General features: G+C 58.5%; 21 protein-coding genes. 8 read left to right on the top strand and 13 right to left on the bottom strand.

What is annotated here, in order from left to right:
• Nucleotides 1-436: 436 nt before the first annotated feature.
• On the top strand, nt 437-1,693 hold the full coding sequence (ispG, locus tag ABSG47_RS15185) for a flavodoxin-dependent (E)-4-hydroxy-3-methylbut-2-enyl-diphosphate synthase (RefSeq protein WP_424170541.1): 1,257 nt from the start codon (nt 437-439) through the stop codon (nt 1,691-1,693).
• 8 nt (nt 1,694-1,701) lie between these two features.
• On the opposite strand, the gene ABSG47_RS15180 is transcribed toward ispG, so the two are convergent.
• Entirely contained in the window at nt 1,702-2,130 is a 429-nt protein-coding gene (locus ABSG47_RS15180) for a PIN domain-containing protein (RefSeq protein WP_424170540.1), read from the bottom strand.
• The gene (locus ABSG47_RS15175) at nt 2,120-2,353 is read right to left on the bottom strand and encodes an AbrB/MazE/SpoVT family DNA-binding domain-containing protein (protein WP_424170539.1); all 234 of its coding nucleotides are present in this window, start codon (nt 2,351-2,353) and stop codon (nt 2,120-2,122) included. The genes ABSG47_RS15180 and ABSG47_RS15175 overlap by 11 nt, the downstream gene beginning before the upstream one ends.
• A 117-nt stretch (nt 2,354-2,470) precedes the next feature.
• Here ABSG47_RS15175 and ABSG47_RS15170 point away from each other — a divergent pair, with 117 nt between their 5' ends.
• The gene (locus ABSG47_RS15170; protein ID WP_424170538.1) at nt 2,471-2,983 is read left to right on the top strand and encodes a hypothetical protein; all 513 of its coding nucleotides are present in this window, start codon (nt 2,471-2,473) and stop codon (nt 2,981-2,983) included.
• A 4-nt stretch (nt 2,984-2,987) separates the two neighbouring features.
• On the opposite strand, the gene ABSG47_RS15165 is transcribed toward ABSG47_RS15170, so the two are convergent.
• Together ABSG47_RS15165 and queF are read right to left on the bottom strand one after the other, a co-directional pair.
• Nucleotides 2,988-4,235: a spinster family MFS transporter gene (locus ABSG47_RS15165; RefSeq protein ID WP_424170537.1), complete on the bottom strand. Its 1,248-nt coding sequence runs from the start codon at nt 4,233-4,235 to the stop codon at nt 2,988-2,990.
• 75 nt (nt 4,236-4,310) lie between these two features.
• A complete protein-coding gene (gene queF / locus ABSG47_RS15160; protein WP_424170536.1) occupies nt 4,311-4,703 on the bottom strand; it encodes a preQ(1) synthase in 393 nt (130 codons plus the stop codon).
• A gap of 332 nt (nt 4,704-5,035) precedes the next feature.
• Between queF and ABSG47_RS15155 the strand changes: the two genes are divergently transcribed.
• The 6 genes from ABSG47_RS15155 to ABSG47_RS15130 all read left to right on the top strand — a co-directional run bounded on the left by ABSG47_RS15155 (nt 5,036) and on the right by ABSG47_RS15130 (nt 11,074).
• The gene (locus ABSG47_RS15155; protein WP_424170535.1) at nt 5,036-6,274 is read left to right on the top strand and encodes an efflux RND transporter periplasmic adaptor subunit; all 1,239 of its coding nucleotides are present in this window, start codon (nt 5,036-5,038) and stop codon (nt 6,272-6,274) included.
• Nucleotides 6,271-7,236, top strand: a complete 966-nt coding sequence (locus tag ABSG47_RS15150) for a tetratricopeptide repeat protein (protein ID WP_424170534.1) — start codon at nt 6,271-6,273, stop codon at nt 7,234-7,236. The genes ABSG47_RS15155 and ABSG47_RS15150 overlap by 4 nt, the downstream gene beginning before the upstream one ends.
• A gap of 14 nt (nt 7,237-7,250) precedes the next feature.
• Complete coding sequence (locus ABSG47_RS15145; protein WP_424170533.1) at nt 7,251-8,570, top strand: TolC family protein; 1,320 nt, start codon at nt 7,251-7,253, stop codon at nt 8,568-8,570.
• 73 nt (nt 8,571-8,643) lie between these two features.
• Nucleotides 8,644-10,116, top strand: a complete 1,473-nt coding sequence (gene hpnJ, locus ABSG47_RS15140; protein ID WP_424170532.1) for a hopanoid biosynthesis associated radical SAM protein HpnJ — start codon at nt 8,644-8,646, stop codon at nt 10,114-10,116.
• A 119-nt stretch (nt 10,117-10,235) separates the two neighbouring features.
• The gene (locus ABSG47_RS15135) at nt 10,236-10,673 is read left to right on the top strand and encodes an EamA family transporter (protein ID WP_424170531.1); all 438 of its coding nucleotides are present in this window, start codon (nt 10,236-10,238) and stop codon (nt 10,671-10,673) included.
• Complete coding sequence (locus ABSG47_RS15130) at nt 10,670-11,074, top strand: DMT family transporter (RefSeq protein WP_424170530.1); 405 nt, start codon at nt 10,670-10,672, stop codon at nt 11,072-11,074. Before ABSG47_RS15135 ends, ABSG47_RS15130 begins: the two co-directional genes overlap by 4 nt.
• Nucleotides 11,075-11,090: 16 nt before the next feature.
• Here the strand turns inward: ABSG47_RS15130 and ABSG47_RS15125 are convergent, their stop codons facing one another.
• The 9 genes from ABSG47_RS15125 to ABSG47_RS15085 form a co-directional block, all read right to left on the bottom strand.
• Nucleotides 11,091-11,576 carry a hypothetical protein gene (locus tag ABSG47_RS15125; protein ID WP_424170529.1) on the bottom strand — a complete coding sequence of 162 codons (486 nt, stop codon included), beginning with the start codon at nt 11,574-11,576 and terminating at the stop codon, nt 11,091-11,093.
• Entirely contained in the window at nt 11,576-11,902 is a 327-nt protein-coding gene (locus ABSG47_RS15120) for a hypothetical protein (RefSeq protein WP_424170528.1), read from the bottom strand. The genes ABSG47_RS15125 and ABSG47_RS15120 overlap by 1 nt, the downstream gene beginning before the upstream one ends.
• A gap of 18 nt (nt 11,903-11,920) precedes the next feature.
• The gene (gene hpnE / locus ABSG47_RS15115; RefSeq protein ID WP_424170527.1) at nt 11,921-13,342 is read right to left on the bottom strand and encodes a hydroxysqualene dehydroxylase HpnE; all 1,422 of its coding nucleotides are present in this window, start codon (nt 13,340-13,342) and stop codon (nt 11,921-11,923) included.
• Between the two features lie 13 nt (nt 13,343-13,355).
• Nucleotides 13,356-14,282 carry a phytoene/squalene synthase family protein gene (locus tag ABSG47_RS15110; RefSeq protein ID WP_424170526.1) on the bottom strand — a complete coding sequence of 309 codons (927 nt, stop codon included), beginning with the start codon at nt 14,280-14,282 and terminating at the stop codon, nt 13,356-13,358.
• Nucleotides 14,279-15,289, bottom strand: coding sequence for a squalene synthase HpnC (hpnC, locus tag ABSG47_RS15105; RefSeq protein ID WP_424170525.1), 1,011 nt, complete (start codon nt 15,287-15,289; stop codon nt 14,279-14,281). Before hpnC ends, ABSG47_RS15110 begins: the two co-directional genes overlap by 4 nt.
• A gap of 8 nt (nt 15,290-15,297) precedes the next feature.
• A complete protein-coding gene (locus tag ABSG47_RS15100; RefSeq protein WP_424170524.1) occupies nt 15,298-16,341 on the bottom strand; it encodes a zinc-dependent alcohol dehydrogenase in 1,044 nt (347 codons plus the stop codon).
• 7 nt (nt 16,342-16,348) lie between these two features.
• Nucleotides 16,349-17,479, bottom strand: coding sequence for a zinc-dependent dehydrogenase (locus ABSG47_RS15095; RefSeq protein ID WP_424170523.1), 1,131 nt, complete (start codon nt 17,477-17,479; stop codon nt 16,349-16,351).
• Complete coding sequence (locus ABSG47_RS15090; RefSeq protein WP_424170522.1) at nt 17,479-18,177, bottom strand: phosphorylase family protein; 699 nt, start codon at nt 18,175-18,177, stop codon at nt 17,479-17,481. The genes ABSG47_RS15095 and ABSG47_RS15090 overlap by 1 nt, the downstream gene beginning before the upstream one ends.
• Nucleotides 18,174-18,947 (bottom strand): NAD-dependent epimerase/dehydratase family protein (locus ABSG47_RS15085; RefSeq protein WP_424170521.1); only part of this gene is annotated, 774 nt, incomplete at its 5' end. The genes ABSG47_RS15085 and ABSG47_RS15090, both read right to left, overlap by 4 nt.

Below are 18,947 nucleotides of genomic sequence, written 5' to 3'. Positions count from 1 at the left end.
GAGGTTTCCACGGTGTCTTTGCCGCCGGTGAACTGGCGCAGCGGCGTGGGGATGAAGATGGTCATAGAGCTTTAATTCCTCTCATATCTAAAGAGTAAGAACATCCCTCCGGGGCTAAAGCCCTCGTGTATATTCTGCATCTTCCGGCACGGCTGAAGCCGTGCCCTTTCAAAACATATTTTTCACCTTAAGCATTCCAGACCGGCACTGGTGCGGGTAGTGGCTCAGTTTGAAAAAATCCCGCAGGGGCTAAAGCCCGGACACGTTTTTGCGATAGTTACGGCACGAGTAAACTCGTGCCCTGTTACAGGGCTGGCCCGATTTGGTTTTTTTCGCAAGGTGTGAAGTCGTGCCCTGCTACGAAGCAATTCAAACTGAGCCAGTACCGTCTACTCCATGATATTGCACGTTCTAGTAAACTGGAGTTGAGGTTTCTATGCCAGAGATTCAGCGCAGAAAGACTCCCACCGTGCGGATTGGCAGTGTTCGCGTGGGCTGGGAGGTTCCGGTTGTTGTGCAGTCGATGACCAACACCGATACGGCGGATGTGGCGGGCACGATTGAGCAGGTGGCGGCTCTTGCGGTTTCAGGCTCGGAGATTGTCCGCGTGACGGTGAACAACGATGAGGCGGCTGCGGCTGTTCCTGCGATTGTTGAAGGCCTGGATAAGCGTGGAATTCGTGTTCCGATTGTGGGTGACTTTCACTACAACGGACATCTGCTGCTGAAGAAGTTCCCGGAGACGGCGAAGGCTCTGGCGAAGTACCGCATCAATCCGGGGAACGTTTCGATTGGGCGCAAGAGCGATGACAATTTTCGCACGATGGTGGAGTGCGCTGTCGAGAACCAGAAGCCGGTGCGAATTGGCGTGAACTGGGGTTCGCTGGACCAGGCGCTGCTGACGCGGATGATGGATGCGAATTCGAAGTCGGCTACTCCCCTTCCCGCACGCGACGTGATGATGGAAGCGATGGTGGTGAGCGCGCTGGATTCAGCGAAGGCGGCTGAGAATTACGGGCTGCGCAACGACCAGATTATTTTGTCGGCGAAGGTGAGCGGCGTTCGGGATTTGATCGATGTTTATACGAACCTTGCCGCGCGGTGCGACTATGCGCTGCACCTGGGGCTGACCGAGGCCGGCATGGGTGCTAAGGGGCTGATTGCTTCCGCGGCTGGACTGGCTCCGCTACTGCTGGCTGGGATTGGCGATACGATTCGCGTGAGTTTGACGCCGAAGCCGAATGGGGATCGCACGGAAGAGGTGCAGGCGGCGCAGCAGATTCTGCAGTCGCTTTCGATTCGCAGCTTTATGCCGCAGGTGACGAGCTGCCCTGGATGCGGGCGGACGACGAGCACGTATTTTCAGGAGCTGGCGGAGCAGATCCAGAGCTATCTGCGGACCTCGATGCCGGATTGGCGGAAGAAGTATCCGGGTGTGGAAGAGCTGAAGCTGGCGGTGATGGGCTGCGTGGTGAACGGACCTGGTGAATCGAAGCACGCGAATCTGGGGATCAGTTTGCCGGGGACGTTTGAAGAGCCGAAGGCGCCTGTGTACGTGGATGGGAAGCTTTATACGACGCTGCGCGGAGATACGATTGTGGCGGAGTTCAAGGAGATTCTGGATAAGTATGTGGAGAGCCATTATGGGGCCGGACAGTCATCAGGTAAGAGCCAGGAGCTGGTTTCTGCGTAAAGCTGAGATCAGTTTCCTGCTTCCTTGAATGGATTTACGATGCGGAGGCCTTCGATGATCTGGCCGTGTTGCAGGTCTTCGGTGTAGAAAATTGTGCCTCCGGCAGTAATCGCCGAGGCGAGAATTACCGAGTCGAAAATTTCAAACCCATAACGCCAGCAGAGCGAAACTCCCAGGCTATGCAGATCGAACGTGACGGGTGTTACCTGTCCGCATACCGCATAAATTGTGTTCAGGGCTTCTGAGGTCTTGCTGGCATCAAACTTGAGTTTTCTCTTTGCGACCCGTACAAATTCATTCAGAACCTGTACGCTGATGCACGGCCCATCTGCGATCAACTGCCTTGCTAATTCGGCTCTAGCACTTGCAATCGACTGCGTCGAAGACTCAAAAGCGTAGACGAGCACGTTTGTATCGAGAAATGCTTTAGTCGTCATAAAGCTCGTCGCGATTGAATTTGTATCCGGGAGGCAACGGAACGCTCAATTCGCGCATTTTTGCGATTGCCTCTTCGCGGGTCATCTTACGCACAATGCGAATTTCGTTTTCTCCTACGACCACGTTGAAATTGTCATCACTGCCTGGCTGCCAATTTAGCTGGCGCAAAGCCTCAGCGGGAATGCGAAAGGCCCCACTGTTTCCCCACTTGGCGAGTTTCACAGCTCTCTCCGTAGATACATTCCATATTGTATAGCCAATATCGGATGTATATCTGTCAAATTTGCAAAATGGCTGATTCACGATAAGATGGGGGCAAATTCCCTTCTTGAGGCTGCCATGCGGTTCCGCTTTCCCCTTATTGCGGCGCTTTGCGTGTTGTTTGCGTGTGCGCCGGCGTTTGCCGGTAAACAGAAGAGTTGCGTTACGCCAGACGATGCTACGAAACAACTGAACAAAGATGTATGCGTGCAGGCCCATGTGTATGACGTGGTGGAGCTGCCGGATGGGACGCGGTTTCTGGATGTGTGTACGCCAGAAACGCCGGATGACAAGTGCCGGTTTACGATTATGAGCCTGCGGCAGGATCGCGATACGGTGGGGGATCTCGAAAAGATGCGGGATGCGAATATCGAGGTTCGAGGGATTGTGGCGGCGATGCATGGCAGGAGCGGGATGGTGCTGAGCCATGTGCGGCAGTTTTATGGCGGGCCGCCGAAGTTCAGGCCGAATCCGGCGCTGGCGCGGGGATTTACGGGAGATCAAGAGAAGCCTGCGATTAAGGACCCGAACCTGCGGCCACAGGGCAGCGGGCGGGCTTGGATGAATACGAAGGAGAAAGAGACGAAATAGAACTCTAGTTACGCAAAGGCGGTGCGAAACGAGAACCGACTTTAAGGATTGTGGCGGAAATAGTTAAAGAGATGAGGGTTAAGCCAAGGGCGAGAGAAAGACTTCCGGTGCGATCGGAGACTGCGCCGATGATCTGTGGGGAGAAGGTATCGCCGAAGGCGTGGATGCAGAAGAGATTCACTGAGATGGCGGTGGCGCGGACCGGCGCGGAGACGGAGTTGACGATAGCAGTGTTGAGCGGGCCGGTGTTGAGGAAGAGGAAGAACTCGGCCAGGAAGAGCGCGGGGATGGCGGTGGCGTGGGGTCCGAAGAAGACGAGAGCGCCGAAGGGGAGCGTGAGGACGACGCTGAGCGCGGAGAAGAGATAGAGAGCGCGATCATTGGTGCGGAGCCAGCGCTGGGCGAGCCAGCCGCCGAGAGCTGTTGCGGCGATGCCGTCGAAGGCGGTGATGGCTGAGACGATGAAGCTGGCTTTAGGGATTGGATAGCCGAGCGAGCGGTGCAGGAATGTGGGCACCCAGGTGGAGATTCCGCCCATGGCGAAGGTGAGGGCGGCGAGGCCCAGCGTGCCGGTTAGGAAGGCTCCGTTGGTGAAGAGGCCGAGGAAGCTGGAGCGGGAGCGGTCGACCTGGATGTGGTCCTGTGCGCCGCGCTGGGGTTCGCGGCCGACCCACCAGTAGAGCGCGGCGACGAGCAGGCCGGGGAAGGCGCAGAGGAAGAATGGCGCGCGCCAGCCGTAGAGGGTGCCGAGGGTTCCGCCAGCAAGGTAGCCGATGGCTGCGCCGACTGGGATGGCTATATAGAAGATGGAAAGGATGCGGTTGCGGTCGCGCTCGGGGTAGAAATCAGCTAGGACGGCTGGTGCGTAGATGGAGAAGGTGGCTTCTCCGACGCCGACCAGGGCGTGACGGAGATAGAGGGTCCAGTAGCCCCAGTATCTGTCATGGCTGACCCAGGCGGTGGCGAGAGTGGCGATGCTCCAGAGGACCGCGCCGGCGATGATGAGGGGCTTGCGTGGGAAGCGGTCGCCGAGCCAGCCGGTGAGCGGAGCGACGAGCATGTAGGTGAGGAAGAAGCCGGTGGTGAGCCCGCCCATCTGCTGGTCGCTCCAGTTGTATTCCTTCTGGATGAGCGATTGCGCGCCGGGGAGGATGTAGCGGTCGATGTAGTTGAGCAGGTTGAGGGCGATGAGGAGGAGCAGCGTCCAGAATGCGGGGCTGATGCGGCGCGCGGGCTGGAGGGTGGTGGACACCGGAAACAGGATAGCGGATGATTCGCCGGACCCGTAAATACGAGTCCGCTCATTGGATAGATATACCCGAATGGATTATGGGCGGGGCCAGCGGGCTTCTACTGTGGTGGCAATGCCACCGCGGGGGCGGAAGATGCCTTTGACTACGGCCCAGACGGGGTCGGTGGCTTTGACGACGTCTTCGAGGACCTGGTTGACGATGTTTTCCTGGAAGATGCCGAGGTTGCGGTAGCAGTAGAGATATTCCTTGAGCGATTTGAGTTCGAGGCAGCGCTCGCGGGGCATGTAACGAATGGTGAGGATGCCGAAGTCGGGCAGGCCGGTTTTGGGGCAGACGCTGGTCAGTTCGGGGTCGTCGATTTCGATCTCGTAGCCGGGAAACTGGTTGCGCCAGGTTTCGATGGCGGGAAACTGGAAGTCGAGACCGGCTTTGGCGTGATCGTCTGTATAACGGGGTTCCGCGGACATAGTTTCATTGTAAGGGCCATTGCATGCAGCGGACGCCGGGGAATGGGTCAGTTTGAATGCGGGGGTTAGTCAGCGTCTGGTGAATCTTTTTCGGGAGCATCCGTCCGCAAAAAGCATACCTCCGGGGCTAAAGCCCCATCATCTTCCGTCAACTTATTGCCGGGGATAAATCCCCGGCCTACCAGTTGCGCCCTGATACGAATCCAATTCAAACTGACTCAGTACCACGCGGCCCGAGGGAAAACAGAGCCTCATATTTTGTGCCAAGTCCACATTTTTGTGCGACCTAAAAGCACATTGGCTACTCAGATATACTGACTCAGGTAAGGTGCATGGCACAGGAAAGACGGCAATTGGACTGGCGCTGGATTTGGATCGGCGCTGCCATCGTAGTGGTGTTGGTTTTCTTTGCCGTTCGCTCGCTGACGCGGGAGCGGCTGCAGATTCGTGTGATGCAGGTAAGCCGGCAGGAGCTGGTGAGCGTGCTGAGCACGAATGGGCGTGTTGAGCCGGAGGAGAACCACGAGATTCATGCTCCGGTGACAACCACCGTGCGGGCTGTCTATGTGCGGCCAGGCGACACGGTGGAAGCCGGCAAAGTGCTGGCCGTGCTGGACGATGTGGACACGCGGGCACGCGTGGCCGCGGCTGAAAGCGGCGTGAGATCGGCACAGGTATCGCTGGAAGCGGCGACTCATAATGGAACCCAGGAGCAGCAGCAGGCCTCGGCGGCGGATATTGCGCGGGCCAAACTGGACCGCGATCAGACTGAACGCGACCTGAATGCGCTGCTGAAGCTGCAGGCGACGGGCGCGGCCAGCGCGAGCGAGGTTTCAGGAGCGAAGCAGAGGCTGGCAAGCGCCACGGCCACACTGGATGCGGCGGAATCGAGCTCGCGGAGCCGGTATTCGCCTGCAGAGGTGGAGCGGGCACGGGCGGCACTGGCAGAAGCGCAAGCCAACCTTGCAGCGGCTCGCGACACCGAAGAGAAGATGACAGTGCGGGCGCCGGCGGCGGGAACGGTTTACAGCATCGATGTGCAGCCGACATCGTTTGTGGAAGCTGGCAAGCTGATGATGCAGATTGCCAATCAACAGCGGATGCGGGTGCGGGCGTTCTTTGACGAACCAGACCTGGGACGTGTGGCTGAAGGCCAAAAGGTGGTCGTGAAGTGGGAAGCGCGGCTGGGACACACATGGACCGGACATATTGAGCGTGTGCCTTCAACAGTGATAAGCACCGGGTCGCGCAATGTGGGTGAGGTGCTGGTGGCCCTGGATAGCTCCGATGGCGAGTTGCTGCCGGATACGAATGTGACGGTGACGGTGACGACGTCGAGCCAGGCAAACATGCTGAGCATTCCGCGGGAGGCGCTGCGGGAGGAACAAGAACACGAGTTTGTGTATCGCGTGGTGAACCATGAGCTGAAACGCACGCCAGTGGTGACAGGCACGATTACGCAGACGCTGGTGGCGGTTCTCTCCGGGTTGAATGCGGGAGACACGGTGGCGACAGGAACGATCACCGGACTGCCGCTGCAGGAAGGTATTCCTATCAAGGAAGTGCGGTGAGAATGCTCGCAGCAATGGCGCTGGCCGCTTGGCTGGGTGCGCGGACGCAGGCGCAGCATGGCGCGCTGGATGGAGTGAATACTGCTCTGCAGCAGGGAGAGGCAGATCAGGCGCTGTCGCTGCTGGCGGGGCTGCCGGCGGATGAGTCTGCAAGTGCTGAGGCGCACAATCTACAGTGCCGCGTTTACTTCATATTGGAAAACTGGGATGCCGCAGTGAAAGAGTGCCAGCAGGCTGTGCAGACGGAAGGACAAAATTCGGACTACCACATGTGGCTGGGACGAGCGCTTGGTGAGAAGGCCAGTCGAGCTTCTTTTGTGAGCGCGTATGGTTTGGCTAAGCGCACGCGGGAGGAGTTTGAACAAGCTACACAATTAAATCCGCGCAATGCTGAGGCACTGGCGGATCTGGGTGAGTTTTACAGCTCGGCTCCTGGTGTGGTGGGCGGTGGCATGGATAAGGCTCAGGGTGTGGTGGCACAGCTGGATAAAGTGGATCAGGCGCGGGCGCATGAGCTGCGGGCGCGAATTGCAGAGGGAAACAAGGATTACTCGACTGCGGAACATGAGTTTCATGCGGCGATTGCGGCTAGCGCGCAGCCGGCCTTTCAGTGGATGACGCTGGCAAGTTTTTTGCGGCGGCGGCAGCGGTGGGACGAGATGGATGCGGCGGTGCAAAAGGGTTGGAATTTAGCGCAGCAGGAGAAGCATGCTGCTGTGGCGCTGCATAACGGGGCGTCGGTGCTGGTTCGGGCGAACCGCAATATGCAACTGGCGGCGAAGATGCTGGATGCGTATCTGGCGAGTCCGATCAAGACTGAGGAAGCTCCGGCGTTTGCGGCGCATGTGGAGCGGGCGCGCGTTGCGATGAAGCTGGGTGATACGGCCACGGCAAAGCGCGAGCGGGATGCGGCGCTGGCTTTGGCGAAAGAATATAAACCGGCGCTGGATTTGAAATTTTGACGGGAAGACGACGAGTGAAGAGTACGTACTATACGGCGCTGGCTGCTTCCCTGCTAATGGGAGCGGGATTGTTGTTGCCGGTGCACGGCGTGGCGCAGGTTTCGCTTAGGACGGTGGTGGACCTGGCGCAGAAGAATAGTGACGCAGTGAAGATTGCAAATGCGGATGTAGATAAGGCGCGGGCCGGGCTGTCAGAGAGTCGAGATGCAGTGATCCCGTCGATGATGTTTGCTACGGGAATACCCGCATTCCCCGAGCAAGGCTTTACCGGCCAGCCGCCTTCGGCCTTTAGCATAACAGTGCAGTCCCTGGTCTTCAGCATCCCGCAAAAGCACTTTATCGATTCGGCGCGCTCAAGCCTGAATGCAGCCTTTGCGCGCGTGAAAGATGCGCGAGAACAGGCTGCGCTGGAAGCTTCCGCGGCGTACATTGAGCTGGACACGGTAAATACCGAATTAGAAGCGGCAAAACAGCAGCAGGAGCTAGCCGAGAAATTAGTTGAGATTGAAGAGCAGCGCTCGGAGGCTGGCGTCGATCCGCAAAGCGATTGGTTGCAGGCAAAGCTTACAGCAGCAACTTTGAAGCTGGCAAAGCTGCATCTGGAGACGCGAGCGGGAACGCTTGCCAAGGAGCTTGCTATGTTGACCGGGCTGCCGGATGGTGCGATTGTGCCGTATCATCCCAGCATTCCGGAGATTCCGGCGATGCGTGGCGATACGCCTGCGCATACGCTGCCTGGAGTTGAATCGGCACGTCAGTTTGCGCTTTCTCGCGAGCGGCAGGCTAAGGGTGATCATGAAGCCAATTTCTATCCGCAATTGAGTTTCTTCCTTCAGTACAGCCGCAATACAGGTGTACTGAACAATGTGGCCTCCTATTTCGTGGGTGGCCTGCCTGCGAATAATTTGTTCTCGGGATTCAATGTTTCTGTGCCTCTGCTGGATATGATTCATCGCGCCAAGGCGCGTGAATCCGCTGCGGATGCACTGCGTTCACGTGTCGAAGCTGAGCAGGCCGAGCACCAGAACGATTTTCAGATTGAGCAGCTTACAGGAACGCTGCGAGAGCTGGATGCACAGGCTGAGATTGCGGGTCTGAAACAGCAGATTGCCGCCGACCAACTGAAGACTGTGGAGACGCAGCTTGAGAATGGCAACGGGAGCGGTGGGCAGCCGCAGCTTTCTCCCAAAGCCGGCCAGCAGGCACGGATTGATGAGCGGCAGAAATACCTGGACTCACTGGAGTCGGAGTTCGAATTGGCCAAGGCGCGCCTGGAACTGCTGCGGGCTCTTGGACATATGGAAGATTGGCTGAATGAGGTGCATGCGAAGTAACCCGGAATGCGTCCATTTGAGAGCCGTGCAGCAGTGCGAATAAGTGACTCAATGGTAAAATGAAGGAATGTCTATGCCTTTGAAGACACTGCTTTTGAATCCGCCGTCATTTGAGAATTTCGATGGCGGCGCAAGCTCGCGTTGGCCGGCGACGCGCGAGATTGAGTCGTACTGGTACCCGGTTTGGCTGGCGTACCCCGCTGGAATGCTGGAAGGCTCGCGTCTGCTGGACGCGCCGCCGCATCACATCTCCGCGGAAGAAACGATTAAGATTGCCAAGGGTTACGAGTTCCTTGTGCTCTTTACTTCGACTGTGGGCTGGGAGGGCGATCAGCGGCTGGCCGAAGCAATCAAGGCGGCGAATCCTGGAATCCGCGTGGCGTTTGTGGGACCGCCGGTGACGACTGACCCGGACAGGGCTCTGAATGAGTGCTCGGCGCTGGACTTTATCTGCCGGCGCGAGTTCGATTACTCCGTTGTGGAGTATGCGAACGGCAAACCGCTGAATGAGATTCTGGGCATCAGCTACAAGCTGAACGGCAAGGTGGTGCACAACCCCGACCGTCCGCAGGTGGAAGACCTGGACGCGATGCCGTGGGCGACGAAGATCTATAAGCGCGATATGGATGTGACGCGCTATAACGTGCCGTTCCTGCTGCACCCGTATATCTCGCTGTACTCGACGCGCGGCTGCCCGGCGCAGTGTACCTTCTGCTTGTGGCCGCAGACGTTGAGCGGACATGCATGGCGCAAGCGCTCGTCTGACGATGTGGCTGCTGAGATGAAGTGGGCGAAGGAGAATTTTCCTGAAGTGAAGGAGTTCTTCTTTGACGATGACACTTTCAACATTCAGAAGCAGCGCACGGTGGAGCTTTGCGCAAAGCTGAAGCCGCTGAATATCACGTGGAGCTGCACGAGCCGCGTAACGACGGATCGCGAAACGCTGAAGGCGATGAAGGATGCGGGCTGCCGGTTGCTGATTGTGGGCTTTGAATCGGGCGATCCTCAGATTTTGAAGAACATCAAGAAGGGTGCGACTGTGGAGCGGGCACGGGCGTTTGCGAAGGACTGCAACGACCTGGGGCTGGTGGTTCACGGCGACTTTATTCTTGGCCTGCCGGGCGAGACGAAGGAGTCGATCCGCAATACGATCAACTTTGCCAAGACGCTGGACTGCGAGACGATCCAGGTGTCGGTTGCGCACGCGTATCCGGGCACGGAGTTCTACGATTTCGCCAAGAGCAACGGCTTTATTACCAACGAGCGCATGGAAGACGGCGGCGGCCACCAGATGGCGCACATTGAGTATCCCGGACTGCCGGTGGATTACGTGATGGAGATGGTTCACCGCTTCTACGACGAGTATTACTTCCGCCCGAGGGCGGCCTTCCGCGTGATCTGGAAGGCGGTTATTAATCGTGACGTGCCGCGCCTGTATGTGGAGGCGAAGGCGTTCTTGAAACTGCGCGCGCAACGCAACAAGATGGTGAAGGAAGCGCGCAAAGGCGGGCCTGGACCGGCTGCGCCGGCCAGCGCTGGAGCTTAAGCGAGTTGTGAAGGCTCAATGGAGGGCGGCGCGCAGAGCGTTTGCCCTCCGTTGCATTTTGTAGTGATTCCAATTCCCTTCCCGATGAATCCAATGAAGCAGGATTGTTCATTCTATTGATGACTCAAGCAAAACTTACTCTGCACCAATGGATAATTCTGGGGCTGGTGGCGCTGTGCGCACCGCTTGGCGATGCGTGCCTTTCGCGCGGGATGAGTAAGTTGCCGGCGATTTCACTGGAGCATCCGGGAACGCTGATTGCGGCTGTGTTTACGCCGTGGGTTGCGGCGGGGATTGCGCTGCTGATTGGATTTTTTGCGAGCTACCTGACGGCTTTGTCATGGGCGGATCTGACGTTTGTGCTTCCGGCGACTGCGTTTGGCAACATGATTGTCATGTTGCTATCGCGTTTCTGGCTGCATGAGCCCGTTTCATGGCAGCGCTGGCTTGGCGTGATGCTGATTACGGTTGGCGTTGGCTTTGTTGCGCAAGGGCCGGCGCGAACCGAGCGACCCACAGGCCCGGTGATGCCGCTGGATGAAGAGGTGCTGCGATGACGCTTCCCTCCTCTTCCGGTGTGAATCTGTGGACGAGCGTGGCGATGATTGCGGCGATCGTGCTGGCTTCAACGACAGGCGAGGTGCTGACCGCAGCGGCGATGAAGTCGATTGGCGACCTGGATGAGATTCGCGCGAAGTCTGGAATGGCTGGCGCGATTCGTGCAGTAGTAACCTGCCCGCTGTTCTTTGCGGGGGTGGGCTTTCTGGCGCTGGCATTTTTCTCGCTGCTCTTTGCGCTGAACCACATGAGTTTGGGGCTGGTAGCACCGGCTTCCGCATCGCTCACGGTTGTGACGAATTCGATTGCGGCAAAGCTGTTTCTGCATGAGAACGTGGATAAGCGGCGATGGACGGCGGCGGCGCTGATCTGCGTAGGGGTGTATTTTCTGGCACACTAGAGAAATGCGGATCAGGCTAAATCGCGTTCAACTTGCTTTGCGTAAGCGATTTTGCAGCCTTAATGAGTTTGCGGCCACTCGGAGAGTGCAGCCGGGCACCAATTGGAAATTTCCATTCGGATGGAGCGACAACTGTTCCTGTATTCTCAGGCCATGGATATTCCACATTATCCCGTCTCTTGCCATCATCATCCGGCTGCGGATGCAGCAGGTCGATCTCTCGACATAATGCCCGCATCTCGTTCACGGATGGCGAGCCTGTGAAACCGATTCTCTGCCAGTAATCCTGAATCATTCGCGGTAATATCTTTTCAATGACTTGATGCTTCCACTTTAATTCCTCGATACTACCTTCATAGATATAGGATTTACATAACTTTTCCAACCACATCTGGAGATAGTGCAAACTATGACTCTGAGGAAGCCCGCTCTTTGTCAGATATTCGTACGTTTTGAGATCAGATGCTGCCTGCCGTGTAAAAGCCTCCGCCCAAGTTACCATCAGGCAGCGTTCCCTTGTGGATAAAGGGTTTCCTCCAATCGCCATCCATTTGGAAGCTGCAATTTTCCTGTCCGAATCTTTTCAAATTCCGCTTCCGTCACCTCTATCACCACGCTCGAAAAGGGAAACCTGGGAGGATCGGGAGCAAATGCGATTGGCACAATTCCAGAAGGCGGAGTGTCAGGGTTCACCTCCAATAACTTAACCGGCTCGTGGCTAGCATTCTCTTCATCGCCAACCACATGAACGATGCGACGAATACCAGGCTCGACCTGAAGGTGAGCTGTAGCGAGGGTTTTTGCAGCAGCGCGCTTATCTCCTGTCATATGCAGATAACTTTACCATTAACCTTTCGCGAAGCGCATCAGACCCTTCGGTTTAAGACTTGGCTCAACGACATCGATTTGCGGTCCCGCTTCAAATGCCAATGTCTCTGCAGCCGAATGCCCCGCTATCGCGGCGCTTTCCATTGTCGAAGGCCAGTGGGTATGAATCCAGTCGCCTGCAAGAAAACAGTTCGGCCAAGGCGCAATTACATCCGGCCTGAACTCATCGATTCCTGGAGGAACTCCGAAGGTGGCGCGGACTTCCTTGATGAGAGCAGCTTTTTCGAGTTTGGCTTCGCGGGATGCCGGGAAAAACTCTTTCAGTTCATTGACCGCAAGATCGATTGCCTCTTGGCGCTCGCGTTCCGCAAATCCCTTCGATGCGCTAATTACGAGCTCAATATAACTGCCCTTTGACTTTCGCCAGGGCTGCAGGCGGTTTTTGTTGTAGAGCCAGTGAAGTTCGCGGTCCAGCAGCACAGCATGGTCGAGATCGGTGATTTGACGGTCGAACCAGAGATGGACACTGCAGATGGGCCAGTGTTCGTGCTGCGCAATTTGATTTGCGAGAGTATCCGCACCTTCAACCGGCGGCATATTCGGCAGGAGCTTGCCGAGCGCCTCGAATGGGAGCGCGAGGATGACGTAATTTGCCGCAAGCGGCGCGGTGCGAGTGTGAATCATCCAACTGGATGTTTCCTCATCCCATTCAAGCGATTCAACGTTTGTGTTGTAGAGAACGCTGGAACCGCGCGCGATGAGGAATTGCTCGGCGTTTTTGTAGAGATCGCTGAGAGGCACGGAACTCATACCCATGCTGCCGGCCTCGGCGGAGTTCATGAAGAGCTCGCGGATGACTTTGGCAGCATAGGGCACAGCAATCCGGTCAAGATCGGCATTCAGTGCGCTGGCAATCACAAGACGCCAGAAACGCTCGATTGCGCGTGGAGTTTGCTTGTGGCGATGCAGCCATGCGAGGAGCGATTCGCCGGAGTTATCCCGCTCGCCAATGCGCATCATGGCGCGGAAGGCGCGGGCCAGGGCGATTTTGTCGGCGAAGGTAAAGGCGTGGGCGCGAAGAAGATTCGGAACACCGTGCAGCGGCGCAGGCAGCGCGGATGGGCCAAGCACAGAGCGGCGGCCGCCTGGCTCGATCATCGTCATGTCGCTGGTCCAATGGATTTTGTCTGCGACACCAATGCGCTTATAGAAGCCGATGAGGTTAGTGCAGCAGCCAAAGAGAACGTGCTGACAGTTATCGATGACTTCATTGACGCCGGGGTGCAGATAGGATGAAGCACGACCGCCGAGATAGCTTCTCCTTTCGACGAGAGCGACCTTGAATCCGCTGTCCGCAAGAGCGCAGGCTGCGCTCATACCGGCGACACCGCCGCCGATGACGGCTACTGTCTTCGGATTTGCGGGCGCGAATGGAGTCATCTATTGAATAGGATTACAGACCGAGCCTTGCCGCGCCCATGCGGGCCATGCCGAGGCCGAGAATACCGAGCTTGTGCGCGGTGGGTACGCTGGCGCGATGTGAAAAGACATCGTAGTTGGCGGCTTTGATGCGGTTCAGCAGCGAGTGATAGATGCTGACGAGGACCCAGAGTGCGGGGCGGCTTTCGCGGTCGATGAGCGGTAGAAGCTGCTGCGCGGACTGGTAGTAATTTTCTGCGCGCTGCGCAATTTCCGCGAGGAGCGCGCGCTCGTTTGCTGTAGGTGGTGTGGCGGGAGGGCGATGCAGAAGCGAGTCGAGCGGGACACTGTGCAGGGTGAGATCTTCAATGGGAAGATAGACGCGGTTGCGCTCTGCGTCTTCCTGAACGTCGCGAAGAATGTTGGTGAGCTGGAATGCGATGCCGGTTTCTTCGGCGAGTTTTTCGGCGCGTGGATCAGTGTAACCAAAGATGCGAATGCAGACGAGGCCTACGACCGATGCGACGAGGTAGCAGTAGCGATAGAGGTCGTCGAAGGTGGCGTAGGTGTCAGGTGTGTCCCCTGCGGCGTTTTCGAGATCCATGGTGGTGCCGGCGACGAGCTCGTCTAGGAGCGCGAGTGGGATATTGAAACGGTGTACGGCGTCCTGGACGGCGAAGAAGACTGGATCGGTTGTGGGCTGGCCGCTTGCGGCACTGTGCCAGCCTGCGAGCCATGTGTCGAGATTGCGGCGACGCGCGTCACGCGGAAGGGATTCATCGTCGGAAAGATCATCGGCCTTGCGCATGAAGGCGTAGATGGCGCAGATGGCGTTGCGGCGCGGAGCAGGCAAGGCGACGAAAGAGTAATAGAAGTTCTTGGCTTCGCGCTTTGCGATGGCGCGGCAGATTGTGTAGGCGCTCTCTAGTGTGAACGCTTGTGTTGCGCCTGAAGAGGTCAAGCAGCCTTCCCTGCCCTGGAGGGGCTGCGGCGCAGAAATGGCAGCAGCTTGCCGCTGACGGCGCGCAAAGCGAGCTGCAGCTTGGTGGCTTTGCCGATGGCGGGGCGGGCGCTTAGCACGTCGTAGTTGCGCTGCTCGATGGCACGGAGAATTTCGAGGCCGCCGCGGCTGAAGAGATCGAGATCGAGCGCGAGATCGCGGTTGACTTTGCCAATGAGGGGCAGGCCCTGTGCAAAGAGGCTGTGCGCGTAATCGACTTCGTACTTGAGGAGAGAGCGGAACCCAGGCGTGGCGACTCCCTGCTGGATGACTGCATCTGTGACACCGAATTTTTGCATGTCGGCTTGCGGGAGATAGATGCGGCCTTTGAGCCAATCGACGCTTACGTCCTGCCAGAAGTTGGCGAGTTGAAGCGCGGTGCAGGTGGCATCCGAGAGGCGGAAGAATTCTTCCCGCGTTGCGGCTGTGACTTCACCGCAAGCGTAGAGGACGAGGCGACCGACGGGGTTGGCGGAGTAGCGGCAGTAGGCATGCACGTCGTCCATGGTGGCGAAGCGCTTGATGGTCTGGTCCTGTCGGAAGGCTACGAGAAGATCGGCAAATGGCTCTTTGGGAATGGCGCAGATGCGGATGGTTTCTGCGAGCGCTACGAAGACGGGATGACGCGCGTGGCCTTCGTAGCAAGCATCTAGCTCGCGGCCCCAGAGGTTGAGGAGCGCGAGTGCCTGTGCAGCGTCGGGGACCTCATCGCCTAGATCGTCCGAGATGCGGCAGTAGGCGTAGATGGAATGAAAGTGCGGGCGAAGGACCTTGGGAAGAAACCAGGAAGCTACGTGGAAGTTTTCGTAGTGGGACTCGGCGAGGGCCTTGCAGTATGCCTGCGCCTCGGGCAGAGTTGGCGCGGCATCAGGGATTCGATACGAAGGCGGAAGCGCTGCCCAGCCCTTCTCGATCAGATCCTCATTGCTGAGAGCGCTGTTGTCTGTGACGTGAGTGGCTGTGGGCATTTGGGGTCTCATGGAACGATGACGGTTTTGATTTCGCCGTTGCGGTTCATGAGCTTTTCAAAGACGCGGTTGAGCTCGTAGAGATGCGCGTGGCCGGTGATGAAGGCCCCGGCCTGAAAGCGGCCCCCGGCGATGAGCTCAAGCGAGCGGCGGCAGATGGCCGGGGTGTGGTGGAAGGTGGCACGCATGGTGATGTCGTTGTAATGGATGCGATTGGTATCGAGCGAGACGCGGGAATCCGCGGGCGGACCGCCGAAGAAGTTGACGATGCCGCCTTTGCGGACGAGCTCAATGGCTTCTTCCCAGGCCTCCGGGACGCCGACGGCCTCGATGGCAATGTCGACGCCGCGGTTGTTGGATGTGAGGGCACGCGTCTGCTTGATGGCCTGCCGGATGGTGCGAGTCTGAACGACGTGCGCTGCGCCGAGCTGCTTTGCAGCTTCTGCCTGACCGGGGTGGCGGACGATAGCAATGGTTTCACAACCGGAGAGCGCGGCGACGTGGAGAATCATAAGGCCAAGCGGACCACCGCCGATGACGGCAACGGTATCTCCGGAGCGAGCCTGGGAATCAACGAAGCCATGCACGGCGCAGGCTAAAGGCTCAGTAAGCGCGGCGTGCTCGAAGGGGACGTGATCCGGTATGAGGAGCGTGTTCTTTTCAACGATGCGGGCGGGGATGCGGATGTATTCGGCGTAGGCGCCATTGTTAAAAAGCAGATCGTCGCAGAGATTTTCCTGGCTGCGGAGACAGAAGTAGCACTGGCCGCAGGGGGCGGAGTTGAGCGCGACGACGCGATCACCGGGCTTGAATTCCGATACGCCGGGGCCTGCTTCGACGACGGTTCCTGCTAGCTCATGGCCGAAGAGCGCAGGCGGGACGATCATGCGCGCGTGGTAACCACGGCGGAAGACTTTAAGATCTGTGCCACAGGTGAGCGCTGCGCCGACGCGAACTATGAGCTCGCCGGGGGCTGCGCTGGGCACAGGAACTTGCTCGATGCGAATATCTTCGCGCCCGTGAAGAACCGCAGCTTGCATGGTGGAGGCCATGATGCGACTACTCCCCTCCTCTGCCCGGTACCGGTTCAATCATAATCTTCATGGAGTCGGCTTTGGGATGCGAGGCTACGTCGATGGCCTGAATTGCGTCTTCGAGCGAGAAGCGGTGCGAGATGAGCCGGGTTAGATCGAAGCCGTTGCGATAGCCACTGAAAACAAGATCGGCGACTTCATCTGCAATGTCGAAAGAGGACGAGTAGGAGCCGAGGAGCGTTTTTTCATCGACGCAGACCGCGCCAGGATCGAAGGTGGCTTCACCGTGCTGAGTCTGCGCGAAGAGCATGATGCGACCACCCATGCGGCAGGCATCCATTGCTGTTTTGATGAGGGCGTTGCCGCCGACGGCGAGGACTACGGCGTCGGCACCGCGGCCTTCTGTCTCAGATTTGACGCGCTCGGCGACGTTTTCCTGACCGGCGTGGATGGGATTTGTCAGACCGTAGCTTGCGGCGATGGCGTGGCGCTCGGGGTAGAGATCGGAGGTAAGGACGCGCGCGCCGGCGCGATGCGCAAGTACGGCGTGCATGAGGCCGATGGGGCCCTGGCCGATGACAAGAACGGTGTCGTCCGGCTGGAGGTTGAGCAGCTTGACGCCTTTGTAGACCGTGTTGACTGGCTCAATGAATGCCGCCTGCTCGAAGGGAATGCCATCCGGGATGGCGACTACGCCGCCACCGGAGACGATCCAGTCCATGACGCGGATGTACTCGGCGAAGCCGCCGCCGGAGGCCTCAAAACCCGCCGTGGCGCCTGTTTTCTTGTAGAGCGGGCACTGCGCGGGGGTGTTTTTACGGCAGTAGTAGCACTGGCCGCAGGGGACATGATGGTAGACCATGACGCGCTGGCCGAGAGCGAAGTTTGTGACTCCCTTGCCGACTGCGACGATGGTTCCTGCCATCTCATGACCGAAGATGCGCGGCGCTGAATGCGAGCCGAGATGGATCTTTTTGAGGTCTGTGCCGCAGACGCCGCAGGTGGCGATGCGGACGAGCAACTCGCCGCGGCCGATGGCGGGCACCGGGACGGTTTCGAGGCGGACGTCATTGATGCCGTGATACACAGCGGCGCGCATGGTGGCTGGAAGCGCGTGGACGGTGGCGGATTCGGAAGTAATTGTCTGGGTGGCCATCAGGTGACTTCGCTATTGTCCTGTGCTGCGAGGAAGCTGTGCAATGTTTCTGCGATGCTTCGCGCGGCTTTTTTACTATTTTCTCCCATCTGGATGAGTGCAGGCCAGTGCCAGGGGCGCGGGAGGACATGAAGAATCAATTTTGCTGTGAGCATCTGGCCGTCCGGCGCGATGAATTGGTTGAAATCGGGGAGTTTGGCGTGGAGCGAGTCGCTGATGCCCTTGATGGCGTAAAAGGGAATGCCGCGCATGGCGGCGAGGCGCGCGAGGGCTGCAGCTTCCATATCGACGAGGGCGGCGTTGTAGGTGGAGGCGAGACGGAGTTTTTCGTTTTCGTCGGCGACTCGTGGGCTGGTGACGAGCCAGAGATTGCCGGATTCGGCATCGCAGCGGAAACGCTCGCCGGTGCGGATGTCAATGACGCCGGCAACGTTGTGAGCTGAGCCTGCGGGGAGATTGGCGCGAAGCGCGCCGGCCCAGCCGATGGAAAAGACTAGATCGATGGGGCCGCCATCTTCAAGAGCGGCGAAGGCGCGGGTGACGGCTGGCTGGCCTGCGCCGGCGCAGGCGGCTATCCACTCCTCTTCTTCATTACGCTGCGCCCAGAAGTGGACGCCTGAGCGGACGCTATGCGGCCAGCCGCGAACGAGAGGCTTGAGTTCACCGGGGAAGGCGGAGAGGATGGCGACGCGAGTCATAGCGCGTCCTGCTTTGCGGATGCCATTGGAGCGAAACCATGAGCTTGGAACCAGTCGATGGCGGCACGCATGGCGGGGTAGACGGGGGCGATGCGGAATCCTAGTTCCTGCTGGGCGCGCGCGGAGGAGGCGAACATTTTTTTGCGGCCCATGCGGACTTCTTCCAGCGTGGCGCGGGGCTCTTTGCCGCGGATGCGGCCGGTGATTGTTTCCTCGAAAAAAGCGTAGGTGGCGGCGACGGCGAAGGGGATTTTGACTGTAGGGGATGGAATGCCGGTGATGGCCGACATCTTGTCGAGGATTTGCTTGAGGGTGAGGTTTTCTCCGCCGAGGATGTAGCGGCGGCCCGGTGTGCCGAGGGTGAGCGCGTCAACGTGTGTTTTGGCGACTTCGGCTACATCGACGAGGTTGAGGCCGGTGTCCATGTAGGCGGGAAATTTGCGGTTGAGGAAATCGACGAAGATGCGGCCTGTGGGTGTGGGCTTGGAGTCATTGGGGCCGATGGGAGTGGTGGGGTTGAGGATGATGACTTGCTGGCCGTCTTGCGCGGCCGCGATGGCCTGCTGCTCGGCGAGGAACTTGGAACGCTTGTAATGACCGACCATGTCGGCGAGGGAGACGGGCGTGTCTTCGTTAACAACCACGCCGTCTGTGCGGAAGTGCATGGTGGCTACGGAGGATGTGTAGACAACGCGACGGACTCCGGCTTCGCGCGCGGCGCGGAGGAGATCGCGGGTGCCCTCGACGTTGGCGCGGTACATGGTGTCGGG

Source organism: Occallatibacter sp. (assembly GCF_049510455.1).
Lineage (GTDB): Bacteria > Acidobacteriota > Terriglobia > Terriglobales > Acidobacteriaceae > Telmatobacter.
The sequence above is the reverse complement of the archived record's forward strand: the minus strand, read 5'-3'. Positions and strand labels throughout refer to the sequence as shown.

Excerpts from the sequence above, each read along its gene's own strand:
- ispG (WP_424170541.1), top strand. The coding sequence starts at position 437 with ATGCCAGAGATTCAGCGCAGAAAGACTCCCACCGTGCGGATTGGCAGT.
- ABSG47_RS15180 (WP_424170540.1), bottom strand. The coding sequence starts at position 2,130 with ATGACGACTAAAGCATTTCTCGATACAAACGTGCTCGTCTACGCTTTT.
- ABSG47_RS15170 (WP_424170538.1), top strand. The coding sequence starts at position 2,471 with ATGCGGTTCCGCTTTCCCCTTATTGCGGCGCTTTGCGTGTTGTTTGCG.
- queF (WP_424170536.1), bottom strand. The coding sequence starts at position 4,703 with ATGTCCGCGGAACCCCGTTATACAGACGATCACGCCAAAGCCGGTCTC.
- ABSG47_RS15155 (WP_424170535.1), top strand. The coding sequence starts at position 5,036 with ATGGCACAGGAAAGACGGCAATTGGACTGGCGCTGGATTTGGATCGGC.
- hpnJ (WP_424170532.1), top strand. The coding sequence starts at position 8,644 with ATGCCTTTGAAGACACTGCTTTTGAATCCGCCGTCATTTGAGAATTTC.
- ABSG47_RS15135 (WP_424170531.1), top strand. The coding sequence starts at position 10,236 with ATGACTCAAGCAAAACTTACTCTGCACCAATGGATAATTCTGGGGCTG.
- ABSG47_RS15130 (WP_424170530.1), top strand. The coding sequence starts at position 10,670 with ATGACGCTTCCCTCCTCTTCCGGTGTGAATCTGTGGACGAGCGTGGCG.
- ABSG47_RS15125 (WP_424170529.1), bottom strand. The coding sequence starts at position 11,576 with ATGGTAACTTGGGCGGAGGCTTTTACACGGCAGGCAGCATCTGATCTC.
- ABSG47_RS15120 (WP_424170528.1), bottom strand. The coding sequence starts at position 11,902 with ATGACAGGAGATAAGCGCGCTGCTGCAAAAACCCTCGCTACAGCTCAC.
- hpnE (WP_424170527.1), bottom strand. The coding sequence starts at position 13,342 with ATGACTCCATTCGCGCCCGCAAATCCGAAGACAGTAGCCGTCATCGGC.
- hpnC (WP_424170525.1), bottom strand. The coding sequence starts at position 15,289 with ATGCCCACAGCCACTCACGTCACAGACAACAGCGCTCTCAGCAATGAG.
- ABSG47_RS15100 (WP_424170524.1), bottom strand. The coding sequence starts at position 16,341 with ATGGCCTCCACCATGCAAGCTGCGGTTCTTCACGGGCGCGAAGATATT.
- ABSG47_RS15095 (WP_424170523.1), bottom strand. The coding sequence starts at position 17,479 with ATGGCCACCCAGACAATTACTTCCGAATCCGCCACCGTCCACGCGCTT.
- ABSG47_RS15090 (WP_424170522.1), bottom strand. The coding sequence starts at position 18,177 with ATGACTCGCGTCGCCATCCTCTCCGCCTTCCCCGGTGAACTCAAGCCT.